12 protein-coding genes and 1 other RNA gene are annotated in these 16,878 nt (G+C 38.7%); 6 read left to right on the forward strand and 7 right to left on the reverse strand.

Annotated features, from left to right (window positions below; genetic code table 11):
• The first annotated feature begins 4 nt into the window (after positions 1–4).
• Both LQ227_RS15275 and LQ227_RS15280 read left to right on the forward strand, forming a co-directional pair.
• Positions 5–1,291: a sugar MFS transporter gene (locus tag LQ227_RS15275; protein WP_230149889.1), complete on the forward strand. Its 1,287-nt coding sequence runs from the start codon at positions 5–7 to the stop codon at positions 1,289–1,291.
• A gap of 148 nt (positions 1,292–1,439) precedes the next feature.
• The gene (locus LQ227_RS15280; protein WP_029274403.1) at positions 1,440–1,946 is read left to right on the forward strand and encodes an HAD-IIIA family hydrolase; all 507 of its coding nucleotides are present in this window, start codon (positions 1,440–1,442) and stop codon (positions 1,944–1,946) included.
• A 645-nt stretch (positions 1,947–2,591) separates the two neighbouring features.
• Here LQ227_RS15280 and fsa read toward each other — a convergent pair.
• Both fsa and ffs read right to left on the reverse strand, forming a co-directional pair.
• On the reverse strand, positions 2,592–3,251 hold the full coding sequence (gene fsa / locus LQ227_RS15285; RefSeq protein WP_131032427.1) for a fructose-6-phosphate aldolase: 660 nt from the start codon (positions 3,249–3,251) through the stop codon (positions 2,592–2,594).
• 87 nt (positions 3,252–3,338) lie between these two features.
• Positions 3,339–3,438, reverse strand: an RNA gene (ffs, locus tag LQ227_RS15290) — signal recognition particle sRNA small type.
• Positions 3,439–3,859: 421 nt separating this feature from the next.
• Between ffs and gltB the strand changes: the two genes are divergently transcribed.
• Both gltB and LQ227_RS15300 read left to right on the forward strand, forming a co-directional pair.
• A complete protein-coding gene (gene gltB / locus LQ227_RS15295) occupies positions 3,860–8,359 on the forward strand; it encodes a glutamate synthase large subunit (RefSeq protein WP_230141102.1) in 4,500 nt (1,499 codons plus the stop codon).
• 3 nt (positions 8,360–8,362) lie between these two features.
• Positions 8,363–9,829, forward strand: coding sequence for a glutamate synthase subunit beta (locus tag LQ227_RS15300; RefSeq protein WP_230141104.1), 1,467 nt, complete (start codon positions 8,363–8,365; stop codon positions 9,827–9,829).
• Positions 9,830–10,261: 432 nt separating this feature from the next.
• Here LQ227_RS15300 and LQ227_RS15305 read toward each other — a convergent pair whose 3' ends face one another.
• From LQ227_RS15305 to LQ227_RS15320, 4 genes are all read right to left on the reverse strand, one after another.
• A complete protein-coding gene (locus tag LQ227_RS15305; protein ID WP_230141106.1) occupies positions 10,262–11,539 on the reverse strand; it encodes an OmpA family protein in 1,278 nt (425 codons plus the stop codon).
• A gap of 237 nt (positions 11,540–11,776) precedes the next feature.
• On the reverse strand, positions 11,777–12,439 hold the full coding sequence (locus LQ227_RS15310) for a YdeI/OmpD-associated family protein (RefSeq protein ID WP_230141108.1): 663 nt from the start codon (positions 12,437–12,439) through the stop codon (positions 11,777–11,779).
• 73 nt (positions 12,440–12,512) lie between these two features.
• The gene (locus LQ227_RS15315) at positions 12,513–13,043 is read right to left on the reverse strand and encodes an RNA methyltransferase (protein WP_230149891.1); all 531 of its coding nucleotides are present in this window, start codon (positions 13,041–13,043) and stop codon (positions 12,513–12,515) included.
• A gap of 63 nt (positions 13,044–13,106) precedes the next feature.
• The gene (locus tag LQ227_RS15320) at positions 13,107–14,273 is read right to left on the reverse strand and encodes a galactokinase (protein ID WP_230141112.1); all 1,167 of its coding nucleotides are present in this window, start codon (positions 14,271–14,273) and stop codon (positions 13,107–13,109) included.
• Positions 14,274–14,349: 76 nt separating this feature from the next.
• On the opposite strand from LQ227_RS15320, the gene LQ227_RS15325 reads away from it, so the two are divergent.
• Together LQ227_RS15325 and LQ227_RS15330 are read left to right on the forward strand one after the other, a co-directional pair.
• Complete coding sequence (locus LQ227_RS15325; RefSeq protein WP_230141114.1) at positions 14,350–15,399, forward strand: aldose epimerase family protein; 1,050 nt, start codon at positions 14,350–14,352, stop codon at positions 15,397–15,399.
• 2 nt (positions 15,400–15,401) lie between these two features.
• The gene (locus tag LQ227_RS15330) at positions 15,402–15,797 is read left to right on the forward strand and encodes a DUF1398 domain-containing protein (RefSeq protein WP_230141116.1); all 396 of its coding nucleotides are present in this window, start codon (positions 15,402–15,404) and stop codon (positions 15,795–15,797) included.
• A gap of 188 nt (positions 15,798–15,985) precedes the next feature.
• Here the strand turns inward: LQ227_RS15330 and LQ227_RS15335 are convergent, their stop codons facing one another.
• A complete protein-coding gene (locus tag LQ227_RS15335; protein WP_230141118.1) occupies positions 15,986–16,846 on the reverse strand; it encodes a nucleoside phosphorylase in 861 nt (286 codons plus the stop codon).
• Between the last annotated feature and the right edge of the window lie 32 nt (positions 16,847–16,878).

The raw sequence follows: 16,878 nt of genomic DNA on the forward strand, positions 1-16,878 counted from the left end.
CTTTATGCAACAAACAACTAAATCAGGTCAAACGCAAGGGCCAAAACCACTTATTATCATTTGTGCCCTATTCTTTATTTTTGGCTTTGTAACCTGGGCAAACGGAACATTAATTCCTTTCTTTAAATTATCTTTCGGATTATCAAACTTACAGGCATTCTTCGTAACCTTTGCATCGTACATGGCTTACTTCTTTTTAGCGCTGCCATCATCGTGGATACTTAAAAAAGTTGGCTTTAAAAATGGAATTGTTTTAGGCTTGGTTATTTTAGGCCTTGGTTCTTTGATATTTATACCTGCGGCACAAACCAGAACGTTTGGTTTGTTTTTAACTGGGATTTTTGTTCAGGGTGCAGCATTAGCTTTGTTGCAAACCGCATCAAACCCGTATTTAACCATTATCGGCCCTATTGAAAGTGCTGCAAAACGGATCAGTATTGCAGGCATCTGTAATAAATTTGCCGGAATGATTGTGCCTTTGATTATGGGCAGTCTGTTTTTGAAAAATGCCTCAGAGGTGGAGAAACAGATCAAAGCGGCTACCGGCGCTGTGCACGAGCAGTTATTGAACGATGTTTTAGGCCGTGTAAATATGCCTTATATTGTTTTGGCAATCGTTTTCTGTCTTTTTGCGGTTTTTATTAAATTCACCGACCTTCCAGAAGTTGAAGTAGAAGAAGATGTGATCGACGAAAGCAAAGGAGAAGTGGTAAAACATACCAGCATTTTTCAGTTCCCACACTTATTCCTGGGCGCACTTTGTATTTTTGTATATGTAGGCGCAGAGGTTATGGCTGGCGATATTATCGGTATTTACGGTCGCGAGTTAGGCATTAGTGCTGAAATTAGCGGAAAGTTAACCTCTATTACGCTTTTTAGTATGTTAATCGGTTATATTATTGGTATCGTTACCATTCCAAAATACATCTCTCAGCAAAAAGCCCTTAGAATCTGTGCTATTTTAGGCATCATATTTACCATTTTATCTTTTGCAATTTCCAGCTGGTTTGCCGTAATTTTTGTAGCCTTATTGGGTTTAGCCAATTCATTAATGTGGCCGGCAATTTTCCCGCTGGGCATTAGCCACTTGGGTAAATTTACAAAAATCGGTTCGGCGATTATGATTATGGGTATTGCAGGCGGTGCTTTAATGCCATTATTATATGCTTTCTTAAATGAAAAATTACATGTTAACTTTCAACTGGCCTATCTTTTAACTGTATTACCATGTTACTTATACATTCTGTATTTTGCTATAAAAGGTCATAAAGTAGGATTAAATTTAAAATAACCAAAACCAAATAAATTTTATGATTAAGCCCGATCTTTAATTAGATTGGGCTTTCTTTTGTCCTTAATTTTCAGTTATTTTGGCGAATTATAAACGAGGCCTGAATCTCAAATCTCCAATCACAATACTCATATCTCAAATCACAATAATGAATAAAGCTATTTTTCTCGACCGTGATGGTGTACTCAATCACGAAATATATGATTACATCTGCCGTGTTGAAGATTTTAAAATCCTGGATTACCAGATTCCAGTATTAAAAAAACTATTTGATGAAGGTTATCTTTTAATTGTAATTACCAATCAGGGCGGTATTGCTTTAAAACGTTATACCGAGCAAGAGCTGGCCATTATGCACCAAATGCTCCGAAATGCTTTTATAGCTCAGGGAGCCGATATTGCAGGTTTTTATTATTGTCCGCATCATCCAACTGTCGGTGGCGAATGCAAGTGCAGAAAACCTGCTTCGGGAATGATTTTAGATGCAATTGATATGTACAATATCGACCCGGCACAATCTATTATGATCGGCGATAAGCCAAGAGATGTTGAAGCTGCAAACGGGGCAGGAGTAAAGGGCATTCTAATCGAACCTGATGAGCAGATTAGTTATGAGAAAATAAAGGAAGTCCTTAGTCGGGAGTCTTTAGTCTAGGCGCGACTTACGAAGTTTAGGAGGGAAGGAGCGGTGAGTAACTTCGTAAGTCAGAAGCTTCAGAATTATATTACGATTTTCCCTGCCCATACTTACGAAATCCTTCTGTGCTTGTGCCCTTTAAGATTTCGTAAGATGTCTATAAATATCATTTGGGCGTTTTAACACGCTGTACACTGTATCTTTTTGGCTGTCCTTCCGGTAACGCCAGGGGCAATATTATTAAGTTAAGCAACGCGGCTGTCAGTCTGAGCGTAGTCGAAGACTTCTTGAGATAGATAAAACGCAAATAAATGCCCTTCGACTACGCTCTCCGTAGGAGTCCTTTGGACAGGGTGACATCTTTTTGCGGTTTATCCTTAACTCAATGACATTATCCTTCAAAAATGCCAGTCCAAAAGGACGCCGCTTCCATCGTTAACACATTATAAATCAATGACTTACGAAGTTTACAGAGGAAATTGCACGGGAAAGTTTCTTCAGTCAGAAGCCTGCAGATTTCTACTAATCTTTGATATACTTACGAAATCCTTCCACGCGCTGCCCATTGAGATTTCGTAAGATGCCATAAAACAAAAAATCCTAAGTCTTAAACCGGAAATCCGACTCAAGACTTAGGACTAAAGACTTTCGACTTTATAATTCTTATTTCCCAGCAGCTTTAGCGTGGTCAGCTAAAAATGTAGCTAAACCGCTATCTGTTAGTGGGTGTTTTAATAAACCAGCAATAGCAGCCAATGGTGCAGTAATTACATCAGCACCTAATTTAGCACAGTTAACGATGTGTAATGGTCCGCGGATTGATGCAGCTAAAATCTGAGTTTCGTAACCGTAGTTATCAAAAATAGTTCTGATATCTTCAATTAAAACCAAACCATCGCTAGAAATATCATCTAAACGGCCTAAGAACGGAGAAACATAAGTAGCTCCGGCTTTAGCAGCTAATAATGCCTGTCCGGCAGAAAAAATTAAAGTACAGTTGGTTTTAATTCCTTTTGACGAGAAATATTTAATGGCTTTAACACCATCTTTAATCATTGGTACTTTTACTACAATTTTCGGGTTTAAAGCGGCTAAAGCTTCACCTTCTTTAACAATCTCATCGAAAGTAGTAGCAATAACTTCTGCACTTACGTTATCATCAACAATATCGCAGATCGCTTTATAATGGTTAATTACATTTTGTTCGCCAGTAATACCTTCTTTCGCCATTAAGCTAGGGTTGGTGGTTACGCCATCTAAAATGCCAAGATCTTGCGCTTCTTTGATTTGATCAAGATTTGCTGTGTCAATAAAAAATTTCATGTTTATAAATTCTTAAATATTTGAGTTTCTATGATTGAACCCTGAAGAATTTAGTTCCCCCTTCAGGGGATTAAGGGAAAAGAAAAAAAAGGGCAAGCACCTTCTATCGCACCGCTACAACCTTCTACCCTTGCTGTGTTCCCACCCTGGGGGAGTTCAAAGGGAGCTGGTCGTAAAAGACTTGCCCGCCACAAAGGTAGAAAAAGATGTTGTTTCACAAAATGCATTTTTCTAATTTTTTAGTCATTTACGCTATGTAGCTGATTAGTAAATTAATAAAATTAAAATGTGTATTTTTAAACAAGCAAAATAAATAGCGAAACAAGAGGCTATCATATTATATATTCATTTGTAAATGATTTTTTTATATATAAATACGCAATTAAAACGTTTTAGCCTTATTTTTTACAGAAAAACAGGAATTATTGTACAATATTATCATTATAAATGTTGCAATTATAAAGCTTAATTATTATCAATATTTTAATTTTAAAGCCTTAAATTACTTAAGGACTAAAATTATTCAAAAAATCGTGTCAACTCTGTAATTTAAGATTTGTTTTTCGTATCTTAGTGTTTCCTATACACTAACAACTAACGAGCAAAGAATGGAACCAAACAGTGGATTGTACGATGCGCAATTTGAACACGATGCCTGCGGTATTGGGTTCGTTGCGCATGTGAAAGGGCGAAAATCGCATCAAATCATCTCTGATGCACTTACTATTTTAGAGAATCTAGATCATAGAGGGGCATGTGGAGCAGAACCAAATACAGGCGATGGTGCAGGTATTATGATTCAGATTCCTCACGAATTTTTTTACGACGAATGTTTAAAAGCTGGCTTTAGCCTACCAGAAACCAATAATTATGGTGTAGGTATGTTATTTATGCCAAAAGATATCAGATCGAGAGAAGAGTGCAGAGAATTGATTTACCGTGCCGCCGAAAAATTAGGCCTGGAAATTTTAGGCTTTAGAAAAGTTGATGTTGATACAACAGATATTGGCAATATGGCCCTTTCTGTTGAACCAGAAATTGAGCAGGTATTTATTGCCCGTCCTTATGCAGTAGCACCAGGGGCAGATTTCGAGCGTAAACTTTATATTTTTAAAAATTACCTGATTAAACTGATCGTAAACACCGTTCATGGTGGTAAAGATTTTTATATTGTTTCGCTTTCTGCACAAACCATTATATATAAAGGTCAGCTTACTTCTTTACAGGTACGTACATATTTTACCGATCTAACCGATAAGCGCATGGTTTCTGCTTTAGGTTTAGTTCACTCACGTTTTGCAACCAATACTTTCCCTTCATGGAGGTTGGCCCAGCCGTTCCGCTTTATTGCACATAATGGTGAAATCAATACTTTACAGGGAAATTTAAACTGGTTTAGAGCGGGCGTTAAGTCTTTTGCTTCTGCTTACTTTACGCCGGAAGAATTAGATATGTTACTACCTGTAATTGATGAAACGAATTCAGATTCAGGCTGTTTAGATAATGTTATTGAACTGTTGCTTCACTCTGGAAGAACCCTGCCTCATGTATTAATGATGTTGGTGCCGGAAGCCTGGGATGGTAACGAAGATATGGATCCTGTTAAAAGGGCATTTTACGAATTCCATGCTACTTTAATGGAGCCATGGGACGGACCTGCAGCCATTGCTTTTACCGATGGTAAATTAATCGGTGCTACTTTAGACCGTAATGGTCTTCGTCCTTCCCGTTATGCCATTACTTCTGATGACCGCGTAATTATGGGTTCTGAGGCCGGCGCATTAGCCATCGACCAAAGTACCGTAATTGAAAAAGGCCGTTTAACGCCAGGCAAAATGTTTGTGGTGGATATGGAGCAGGGTAGGATTATCAGCGATAACGAAATTAAAGAAGAAGTTTGTGGTAAAAGCCCTTATGCCGATTGGATTAATCAATACCAGATCCGTTTAGAGGAATTACCTGAGCCACGTGTAATGTTCACAGGCTTATCTACAGAATCTATTTTTAAATATCAACAGGTTTTTGGTTACAGCAGGGAAGATGTAGATCTTTTGCTTAAACCAATGGCCATTGAAGGTAAAGAACCAATCGGTTCGATGGGTACCGATACACCACTGGCTATTTTATCAAAACGTCCTCAGCATTTATCTTCTTATTTTAAGCAGTTATTTGCTCAGGTAACCAATCCGCCAATTGATCCGATCAGGGAGAAAGTGGTAATGAGTTTGGCCAGTTTTATGGGTAGCATGGGTAACTTATTGGAAGAAACTCCAAAACAAGCGCACTGTGTAGCCATTAAACACCCAATCTTGACCAATCAGGAATTAGAGAAGTTAAGAAGTATTGATACAGGTGTTTTCCAGGCGAAAACTTTACAGACTTATTTCAGGGCCGATGGTAAGCCGGGTGCTATGGCAAAAGCCTTAGACCGTTTATGCCGGTATGCGGTTGACGCGGTTGAAGATGGTTTCCAGGTAATTGTACTAACCGATAGGGCTATTGACTCTGAGCATGCTGCAATGCCTTCTTTATTGGCAGTTTCTGCTGTACACCATCACTTGATCCGCAAAGGATACCGTGGTGCTGTAGGTATTGTGATAGAGGCCGGCGATATTTGGGAAGTACATCATTTCGCCACCTTACTAGGCTTTGGTGTTACGGCGATTAACCCTTACCTGGCTTTAGAAACCATTAACGAGTTTAAAGCAGAATCGGGTTTATCAACAGAGCAGCTTACCAAAAACTATATCTACGCGGTAAATAGCGGTTTACTTAAAATTTTCTCTAAAATGGGAATCTCAACCTTACAATCATACCAGGGTGCGCAGATTTTCGAGATTTTAGGTTTAAATAAACAAGTAGTGAATACTTATTTCACCGGTGCAGTTTCACGTATTGGTGGTTTAGGGCTTGATGAAATTGCAAAAGAAACGTTAATTAAACATCACCGCAGTTTTGGTCCGTTAACAGAAACCGAAAACCTGTTACCAGCAGGTGGAACTTATAAATTCCGCCGTAAAGGTGAAGCGCATTTGTTTAACCCGCAAACCATTCACTTGTTGCAAAACGCAACCCGTAAAAACGATTACAATATTTTCAAACAGTACTCTAAACTGGTGAATGAGCAAACACAACAAGCTTATACCATCCGTGGATTGTTCGAATTTAATTATAGCCGCCCATCGGTGCCTTTAAATGAGGTAGAATCTACTGAAGCAATTTTAAAAAGATTTGCAACAGGGGCAATGTCCTTCGGTTCAATTTCTCATGAGGCGCACTCTACTTTAGCCATTGCCATGAACCGTATCGGTGGAAAGAGCAATACCGGAGAGGGTGGTGAAGATGAAATGCGCTATACTAAATTACCAAATGGCGATAGCATGCGTTCGGCAATTAAACAGGTTGCCTCTGCACGTTTTGGTGTAACCAGTTACTATTTAACCAATGCTGATGAGTTACAGATTAAAATGGCTCAGGGTGCTAAACCAGGAGAAGGTGGTCAATTACCAGGACACAAAGTAGATGACTGGATTGCAAAAGTTCGTCACTCTACACCAGGCGTTGGTTTAATTTCACCTCCACCTCACCACGATATTTATTCGATCGAAGATTTAGCACAGTTAATTTTTGATCTGAAAAATGCTAACCGTGCAGCAAGGATCAATGTGAAACTGGTTTCGAAAGCTGGCGTAGGTACTATTGCAGCGGGTGTTGCTAAAGCACATGCTGATGTGATTCTGGTATCTGGTTTTGATGGTGGAACGGGAGCATCTCCTTTAACTTCAATCCAACATGCTGGTTTACCATGGGAGTTAGGTTTAGCAGAAGCACACCAAACTTTGGTAAAAAACAAATTGCGTAACCGTATCGTGCTACAAACAGATGGTCAGCTTAAAACGGGTAGAGATATCGCTATCGCTGCATTATTAGGTGCCGAAGAATGGGGTGTTGCAACAGCAGCCTTGGTTACTTCGGGATGTATTATGATGCGTAAATGCCATTTAAATACTTGTCCGGTTGGCGTGGCAACACAAGATCCGGAATTAAGAAAATTATTTACCGGTGATGCTGATCATGTAGTGAACTTATTTTATTTCCTTGCGGAAGAGTTACGTGAGATTATGGCTGAATTAGGTTTCAGAACCATCCACGAAATGATCGGTCAGGCTGATATTTTAAAAGTACGCGAATTGCCTGCTGAAGACTGGAAATTGAAACACCTTGATTTATCAGCTATATTGTATAAAGCTGAAGAAAATGGTTTGCCTTTATTTAATACCGAAGGTCAGGATCATGGTTTAGATCATGTTTTAGATCATAAATTAATTGCCGCTGCACAACCTGCCATTGACCATAACGAACCTGTTTTTGCCAGTTTCGATGTAAAAAATACTGACCGTGCATTGGGTACCATGTTATCAAATGAAATTTCGAAAGTTCATTTAGGTGCTGGTTTACCTCCAGATACGATCAACTTTAAATTTGTTGGTTCGGCCGGACAGAGTTTCGGTGCTTTCAATACCCGTGGTGTAACCTTATCATTAGAAGGTGAAGCAAACGATTACGTGGGTAAAGGATTATCGGGCGCAAGATTGGCCATTTATCCTTTCTCAAACTCAACTTTTATCCCTGAGCAAAATATCATTATCGGTAACGTAGCCCTTTATGGTGCAACTTCTGGTGAGTTATTTGCCCGTGGTAAAGCAGGTGAGCGTTTCGCCGTACGTAACTCTGGTGCAACAGCTGTTGTTGAAGGAGTGGGCGATCACGGTTGTGAATACATGACAGGTGGTGAAGTGCTTATTCTTGGTGATACCGGAAGCAATTTCGCTGCTGGTATGAGTGGTGGTGTGGCCTGGATTTATGATGCCAACGGAACTTTTGCACGCAAATGCAATAAAGAAATGGTTGATCTTGATCCATTACAAGCTGAAGATGAAGAACGTATTTTAGCTTTACTTAAAACGCATATCCGCTTAACGGATAGTAGAGTAGCGGAGTTTATCTTAAGCGACTGGAAAACTCAATCTGCTCATTTCGTAAAAGTATTCCCTAAAGAATACAAAGCAGTTTTAAGCAAACGTAATCAACAAGTAAAAACACACTAGGCCATGGGAAAAGTAACAGGATTTCAAGAATACGATAGAGTTGCGCCCACCAGAGAAGAGGCTGCAACACGTGTAAAACACTATGGGGAATTTTTAAATGAATTACCCTCAAAAGAATTAAATAATCAAGCTGCCCGTTGTATGGATTGCGGCGTGCCTTTCTGCCAATCAGGCTGCCCATTGGGTAACGTAATACCAGAATTTAACGACGCTGTTTATCAAGGTAAATGGGAATTAGCTGCAAATATTTTATTAAGCACCAATAATTTCCCTGAGTTTACAGGTAGAATTTGCCCTGCACCATGCGAATCTGCATGTGTATTAGGCATTAACCGCCCGCCGGTTTCTATCGAGGAAATTGAAAAACACATCATCGAAATTGCTTTCGAAAAAGGATTTATCAAAGCAAAAGCACCATTAATCAGAACTGGTAAAAAAGTTGCTGTAATTGGTTCAGGTCCTGCGGGCTTAGCTGCTGCCGCTCAGTTAAATAAAGTTGGACATGAAGTTACCGTTTTCGAACGTGATGATGCTCCAGGTGGTTTATTGAGGTACGGTATTCCTGATTTTAAACTACAGAAAAATGTAGTAGATCGCCGTATCGATTTAATGAAGGAAGAAGGCATCATTTTTAAATGTAATGCCAATGTAGGCGAAAATGTTGAAATAGGTACTTTGTTACGCGATTTCAGCGCGATTGTATTGGCTGGTGGTTCAACTATTCCACGCGATTTACCAATTGACGGCCGTTCTGCCAAAGGGGTTCACTTTGCAATGGATTTCTTGAAACAACAAAATAAACGTGTAGCGAGCAGAGCCGTTGAAGCGGAAGATATTATGGCTACCGGTAAAAATGTAATCGTAATTGGTGGTGGCGATACCGGATCTGACTGTATTGGTACTTCAAACCGTCATGGTGCGAAATCGGTTACGCAATTCGAGATTATGCCGATGCCACCACAGGCACGTAACGAGCATATGCCTTGGCCAAATTACCCAATGTTGCTAAAAAACACCTCTTCTCACGAAGAAGGTGCACAAAGGGCCTGGTCGGTAAATACTAAAAACTTTATTGCTGATGAAAAAGGAAACCTTAAAGCATTAAAAGTAGTTGATGTAGAATGGGAAATTGATGCAAACGGACGTCCGGTTACTTTTAAAGAAGTGGCTGGTACCGAAAGAGATCTTCCATGCGAACTGGTGCTTTTGGCAATGGGCTTCTTACATCCTCAAAAAGAAGGTTTAATTGAGAAATTAGGTGTGGAATTGGATAACCGTGGAAACGTAAAAGCATCTGAACACACTTACCAAACCAATATTGCTAAGATTTTTGCCGCAGGTGATGTTCGCCGGGGACAATCATTAGTAGTTTGGGCCATTTCAGAAGGTAGAGAGGCTGCCCGTAAGGTAGACGAATACTTAATGGGAACAACTAAACTGGCATCGAAAGACGCAGTTGCATACGCATAGTAGGTTTTAAATTCTATATTTTTAGGGGTCGTGGTGCAAACCACGACCTTTTTTGTTTTTATGCGGTCAGCCATACTGACCTTGTTTCATAACGAGCTTTTGTATAAAGGGTATGAGCATCTTTTACCAGACAGCCGGTTAAAACAATATGATAAACTGTTCATTGTGGATTCTTTGATCATCACACTTTTTCAACGGATACCGCTTAGCCCAGCCGGCAAGATAAACGGCGAAACAAGAGTGAGATCAAGAACGGGAGTGCCTTGGAAATAGATTTTAAAACATAAACAAATTAGTTAGCTAATAAGTCTATTTATTTCTAAATCAATTTCAACCAGACAATAGTGAAATAAATTCAGCATGAAGCAACGTATATAGAAAAAGCTCCTCAGAAATTAATCTGAGGAGCTTTCTGTTAACCTTTATTTACCATTAATATAAAGTAAACTCTACACGACGGTTTTGTTGACGGCCAGCTGCAGTTTTGTTTGTTGCAATTGGTTGGTCAGGTCCGTAACCTGTAGCTTCAATTCTTGATGCATTTGCACCTTGCGATACTAAATAAGCTTTTACCGATTCTGCTCTGTCTTTAGATAAACGTAAGTTTAATTCTCTACCGCCGGTATTATCAGTATGACCAGCTAATTTTAAGCTGAAGTTTTTCTCAACCAATAAACCAGCAACACGGTTTAAAGTAGCAAATGATTTAGAACGGATAGTTGATTTACCTAAATCGAACTCTAAGTTAGAAATCGCATCTTTAACAACTTTACGGTCAGCTTCAGTAATTACTTTAGTTTCTTTAATTACTTCACGTTGAACTTTGATCGGACAACCAGAACCATCAACAACAGTACCTGATGCGGTACCTGGACATTTATCGAATTTGTTTGCTACACCATCATTATCATCATCACCTAAATCTTTAGCATACTGCTCTCTATCGCGTTGTGCATTTTGCTCTGCGGTTGATAATGCTCTTCTTAATTCAGCACTTTCCTCAGCACTTTCTTTACGTAAGTTTGCTAACGAACTGTAATTTTGCAACTGAGGTTTGTCTTTACTACCTAATGCAAACTCTACACCAGCGTGTGCATAAGCGAATCTGCTTTTCGGTAAAGATTCTGGAGATTTAATAAAATTAACATCATAACCTAAATCAATATTGATTCCTTTTGCAACACCTAGTTTAACACCGGCACCTACTGGGATAAACCAGCCTTCTCTGTTATTGCTTTCGCTTACTACAGCACCACTCGTACTGTAATCAGACGACATATAACCAGCACCACCTTTTAAATAGGGGATTAAAACTGCATTTTCTTGATTAATGTTGATATTGGCAACGTTAAAAACAGCGGTTAATGCGCCAGACCATTCAACGCTTTGTTGAAAATCAGTAGTTCCGTTTGTCGATTTGATATCGCCTCTTAAAAAATCAGCCTGCAACCCTAAAGATGGTAAAATTTGCTTTCTAACATTTACGCCGTAACCGATACTTTTAAATTCTTTTGCGGTAACACTTCCCGAACCGAAAATAGTATTAGGAGAAAGTATGCCTCCATGTACACCTACGCTCCAGGTACGAAAAGATTTTTCTCCAAACCTAGAACCTGTTGTAGTGGTAGTTGGCGTTTCCTGTGCAAATAATTGTGATGATAAACCTAATAAAGCAATCAACATTGTTGATTTAGTAATTCTTGTATTCATGTTTTTCTATTTTGTAAATATTAGTCTCTTAACAGTTTTTACATCATACTGTTTTGCATGGACTAAGAAAAAACCCTGCCAAAAGCATTATTTTTCTTACAAATAGCATGTTATCAGAAGATTAGGAGGGTAAATAAATTTCGCAAAAATGTTACTACGTAACTGAAATCATGTTTATTTTTGTATAGTATTCTATACAAAAAATTAAAAAGAACCTTTAATGTAGTAGTTTAAATTCTACTTGTCTGACGGATTTTTCTTATTGTTCAGTAACATCTCCAGCGTTTTTTCGAGCCTGTTTGTACGCGTCTTTTCCTGTTTCGCAGATAAAAGCCAAAGTACGTATTCTTTCCGGTGGGAGTAAGCGAGCTGGTTAAAGTAATCTAATGCTTTAGGATGACTTTCTAAAAGGCTTTTTAAATCTTCTGGGAGTGTAACGGTTTTATTCACTGGATCTATATATCCGCCAAATTCATTGGTCTTAATATGATCATTTCTCAAGCCTGATGGCTTTACCTCAGTGATGAATTTTAAACGCAGGGCAGTCCATGTTTCATTTACTGCAACTGAAGCACAGGGTGTTAAACCAAACTTTTTAAGCTCTTCCCAGCTTTTCATCAGATCAAGATCAGATTTGATTTTTGAAGATTTTTTGGGATAGAACACCCAAAAAATAGTTTTTGCATCAATATGGCAAATATTACTTTCAATTTGCTGGTTAAGTTGATCTGTGCTTGTGGTAAAAATGATTAATACATTAAAATAAACTTCTTCAGTATATTTTATAGCAATATATGGATCGACCTCGCCAAAAATGGTAACCGCATCCTGGGGTGCATTTATTACCCTAACCGTGTAGTTAGGTTTAACCTGAAGTTTTTTTAATAATAAATTTTCCATTTTATAAGTCTGATCAACACTGTGTTCTTTGCGCCCTTTCTCTGTGTGCTTTGTGGTTAAAAAAATAGATGAATTACAGTCTCAATTTAGCGAAGAAATCCCAAAAAACAATACCGGCAGAGATTACGATGTTAAAGGAATGTTTGGTTCCAAATTGAGGAATTTCGATACATTCATCAATTTTTGCCATCACTTCTTCGCTCACACCATCAACCTCGTTTCCAAAAATCAGTGCATATTTTTTGCCCTGATCGGGCTGGAAAGTGTTCAGCATGGTACTGTTTTCGGCTTGTTCTATTGCAATGATCTCATAACCTAAGGCCCTTAAGGCATCAACTGCCTGTAAGGTATCGGTATAATGAATCCAATCTACAGATTGCGTAGCGCCTAGCGCTGTTTTCTCAATTTCGCGGTGTGGCGGTTGAGCCGTTATGCCACAAAGGATAACTTTTTCCAATGCAAATCCATCGGCTGTGCGGAATATCGAACCTACATTGTGCATGCTGCGCACATTATCCAACACCACCACAACAGGTAATTTTTCCTGCGCTTTAAACGCTACAATATCCGGACGATTAAGCTCGTCTAATTTTAATTTTCTCATTATTTTAATTGATTACACAGATTGAGGGATTACATCGATTGGATATAATTTCGGAAACTGTGCTTATTCATAGGTATCTGTTGTTAAATGTGGGCCATTGCCAATTTCGCTAATATAAATTGCGGCAGGGTAGCCAATCTTGTCTACGTAATAATCGGTTAAATGTTTGGCAAAGTCTTCTTCAAAGCCTTTCTCTAACAAAGCTATTGCGCATCCACCAAATCCGGCACCGGTCATTCGGGCACCAATAACTTGCTCATAGTCTATGCAAAAATCTACAACTGTATCCAATTCTTTTCCGCTTACTTCATATAATGTTTTTAATGACTCGTGCGAGGCATACATCAAGCGGCCAAATTCTTCCAGGTTTCCGCCGTTTAAGGCTTTAGCCGCTAAATGAACCCGATCATTTTCTTTAACCACATGTGTTGCACGGTTTAAAATAGTTTCATCTGTTATTAAATGGCTGTGTAATGCAAATTTCTCGGCAGTTAATTCGCAAAGATAATGAAGTGTTATTTCCTGGTTCAGCAATTTCACTGCGGTTTGGCATTCTGCTACACGTTCGTTGTATTTCGAATCTGCTAATTCTCTTGGTTTATTGGTATTGATGATGGCCAAAACATATTTGCCCAGGTCAACATCAACCATTTTGTATTTTAAAGTCTCACAGTCTAAAACAATCGCTTTGTTTTTTTCGCCAAAAGCAACTGCAAACTGATCCATAATACCAGAATTTAAGCCTATAAAATCATTTTCAACACGCTTGGCGATTTTAACCAGTTCCAGTTGATCATAACCAAGATTAAAATAAGTATTTAAAGCATAAGCAGTGGCAATTTCTATAGAAGCTGAAGAGGAGAGCCCTGATCCGATCGGAATATTTCCATAAAACAGAAAATCTACGCCATTAATTTCTTTTCCATCCTTAATAAATTCGTTGATCACACCTATAGGGTAATTGGCCCATAAGCTGCCATCTTTATCGTTTGTGGTATTACTTGTTACCTCAGTTTGAACTTCAAAGTTTAAGCTTTTAAACCTGAATTTATGATCATTATTTGAGGCAATGGCTACCCAGGTTCCCAGGGTAATGGCACAGGGCATAACCAAACCGCCATTATAATCGATGTGTTCGCCGATCAGGTTAACACGCCCGGGAGTAAAATAAACGGCATCAGCTTTTTTATGGTATTGCTCGGCAAATTTTTCCTCAAGGTTAATGTTCATTTGGCTAAAATATATTTATAAAAAGCATTAATAATAGTATGTTTGTTTAGGAAACAAAAGCCCTAAGTTACAATTTATGAGCGTTCAGCAAATACCTACCGGAAAAATTATTGATGGCGAAGAAGTTATCACAATCGAACTAACCAACAGTAAAGGCACTTATGTGAAAATATTCAATTATGGTGCGATTATTAACAAATTTGTAGTTAAAAACGCTAAAGGCGAAAAGCAGGATATCGTTCTTGGTTTCGACACTTTTGATGAATATCTTGATCCGGCTTATCTGGCAAATGGTGCCTATTTGGGCGCTGTAGTTGGCCGCTACGCAAACCGCATTAAAAATGGCAGGTTCACCATAGACGAAGAAACGTACCAATTGGCACAAAATGCAGGTACCGATACCTTACATGGCGGTATTGTGGGATTTGATAAAAAAGTTTGGGATGTCATTGAGCTAAGTGATGGACCACAATCGTCGGTTACGTTACAATATGAAAGTGTAGATGGCGAAGAAAATTTTCCAGGAAACCTGATCGTTGATTTAACTTTCGAGCTTACCGAAAATGATGAGTTGATTTTAAGCTATGAAGCGGAGACCGACAAAGCTACTGCAATTAATTTAACACACCATGGCTATTTTAATCTGGCTCCTGACGGCGGCAATATTAAACACCATAAACAGCAGATTTTTGCTTCGAATTACCTTGAGCAGGACAGCAACTATTCTGTAACGGGCAAATTGATTCCTGTTGAAGGTACACCTTTAGATTTTACCAAATCTAAAGAAATAGGGCAGGATTGGGATGAGGAAGAAGGGTATGACCAAACTTTCGTTCTGGATAAAATCTACGGCGATTTATCGTTAGCAAGTAAAACAATTGAAGAAGAAAGTGGTTTAGTTTTAAGCGTATATACCACGGAGCCGGTAGCGCATCTGTATACTGCAAAATATTTAGATGTTAAAAATGGCAAAGGTGGAAAAGATTATGGAAGTTACGGGGCATTTTGTGTAGAAACGCAACATCATCCAAATGCAGTTAATATTCCAGCGTTCCCGAGTACTATTTTGAGGCCAGAGGATCTGTATACACAAACAACGATTTACAAAGTTTCACTAATCAAATAATTATGTTCACCATCGAAGACATCCGGGCAGCAGAATCAAAAATTAAAACTGGTGCAGATTTCCCTCAGTTTATTAAAGAAATTAAGGAAATGGGTGTTAAGCGAAACGATGTATATGTATCCAACGGCCTGTCAATTTATTTCGATGATGAAGATAATGTACAGCAGATCAGTCCTGATGAATATCCGACTTTGACTATAAATGATGAACCCTCTGCTGGTAAGTTAAGCCATGCTTTGAAAGTACATCAGCAAGGAGAAACCGACTATATTACCTTTTGCAAGCAAGCCGCAGATGCAGGCGTAGAGAAATGGGTAACCGACCTCGAAGAAATGACATGTACTTATTTAGATGCTGAAGGCAATGAACTCGTAAAAGAAACAATACCTACAGTATAAAATATTAAGAAAAAAGGCCCGAAATTTCGGGCCTTTTTGTTCTTTTCGTGGTGTCAGATGTTGCCATCTGACACTTCTAGTTTTTTGCATGGATGCATGTTTAGAGGTTTGTGTGTGCGTTAGGCTTGTTTTTTACCATCTGAGACATCTTAGAACACTTAAGTTAATTAGTGATGACTCCGCCATAACTAAATCCTTTCAAGCACCATTTTTATCGCTTGCGCTACAATTTTATTTGGTTCTTTGCTAAATTCAAAGTTTACACGACTGGCTAAAATGGCATTTACTGAAATTGCGTTGTGACCTAAAACTTTGGCTAATGCATAAATCCCTGCGGTTTCCATTTCCAGATTGGTAATGCGGTGCTGATTGCTTTTAAAACTGTTAATCAAGCCAATAAAATCGGGAACCGCGTTTTTAGCACGTACAATTCTACCCTGTGGAGCATAAAAGCCAGGCGCTGTAATGGTTATGCCTTTCGCCATATCTTTTCCAATCGTATTCAATAATGTTTCACTCGCTGCCGTTAAATAAGGATTGATATTTTTAAGATGCCCAAAGTGTGTTTTGATATCATCCATTAAAATCTGTTCATCACCAGATAATTTTTGAAGGTAATAATTCATTAAGGCATCCATCCCTAGGCCGTAAGAGGAAGCTAAAATTGTTCCCATCGGAATATCCGGTTGAACAGCGCCAGAGGTACCTACTCTGATAATATTTAATGAAGTAAGCTCTTTTTTAATTTCACGGGTTTCAAAATCAACATTAACCAGGGCATCCAACTCATTAAAAACAATATCAATGTTATCCGTGCCAATGCCTGTTGAGAGTACAGTAATGCGCTTTTTGCCCAAATACCCAGTATGGGTGATAAATTCGCGTTTACCTTTTTTAAATTCTATTTTGTCGAAATATTTGCTTACCTCGCCAACGCGGTCGGGATCGCCAACGGTAATTACAGTATCAGCAATATCACCAGGTAAAAGGTTTAGGTGGTATATGCTGCCATCAGGATTGATGATTAAGTCGCTTTCGGATATTTTCATATTTGGTTTATTTTGCCCGCTGATTTCAATGA

Origin of the sequence: Pedobacter sp. Bi27, from assembly GCF_918698255.1 — a bacterium.
Lineage (GTDB): Bacteria > Bacteroidota > Bacteroidia > Sphingobacteriales > Sphingobacteriaceae > Pedobacter.

What these genes read in the sequence shown, in the direction of transcription:
- LQ227_RS15275 (WP_230149889.1), top strand. Translation starts at nt 5, where the DNA reads ATGCAACAAACAACTAAATCAGGTCAAACGCAAGGGCCAAAACCACTT.
- LQ227_RS15280 (WP_029274403.1), top strand. Translation starts at nt 1,440, where the DNA reads ATGAATAAAGCTATTTTTCTCGACCGTGATGGTGTACTCAATCACGAA.
- fsa (WP_131032427.1), bottom strand. Translation starts at nt 3,251, where the DNA reads ATGAAATTTTTTATTGACACAGCAAATCTTGATCAAATCAAAGAAGCG.
- gltB (WP_230141102.1), top strand. Translation starts at nt 3,860, where the DNA reads ATGGAACCAAACAGTGGATTGTACGATGCGCAATTTGAACACGATGCC.
- LQ227_RS15300 (WP_230141104.1), top strand. Translation starts at nt 8,363, where the DNA reads ATGGGAAAAGTAACAGGATTTCAAGAATACGATAGAGTTGCGCCCACC.
- LQ227_RS15305 (WP_230141106.1), bottom strand. Translation starts at nt 11,539, where the DNA reads ATGAATACAAGAATTACTAAATCAACAATGTTGATTGCTTTATTAGGT.
- LQ227_RS15310 (WP_230141108.1), bottom strand. Translation starts at nt 12,439, where the DNA reads ATGGAAAATTTATTATTAAAAAAACTTCAGGTTAAACCTAACTACACG.
- LQ227_RS15315 (WP_230149891.1), bottom strand. Translation starts at nt 13,043, where the DNA reads ATGAGAAAATTAAAATTAGACGAGCTTAATCGTCCGGATATTGTAGCG.
- LQ227_RS15320 (WP_230141112.1), bottom strand. Translation starts at nt 14,273, where the DNA reads ATGAACATTAACCTTGAGGAAAAATTTGCCGAGCAATACCATAAAAAA.
- LQ227_RS15325 (WP_230141114.1), top strand. Translation starts at nt 14,350, where the DNA reads ATGAGCGTTCAGCAAATACCTACCGGAAAAATTATTGATGGCGAAGAA.
- LQ227_RS15330 (WP_230141116.1), top strand. Translation starts at nt 15,402, where the DNA reads ATGTTCACCATCGAAGACATCCGGGCAGCAGAATCAAAAATTAAAACT.
- LQ227_RS15335 (WP_230141118.1), bottom strand. Translation starts at nt 16,846, where the DNA reads ATGAAAATATCCGAAAGCGACTTAATCATCAATCCTGATGGCAGCATA.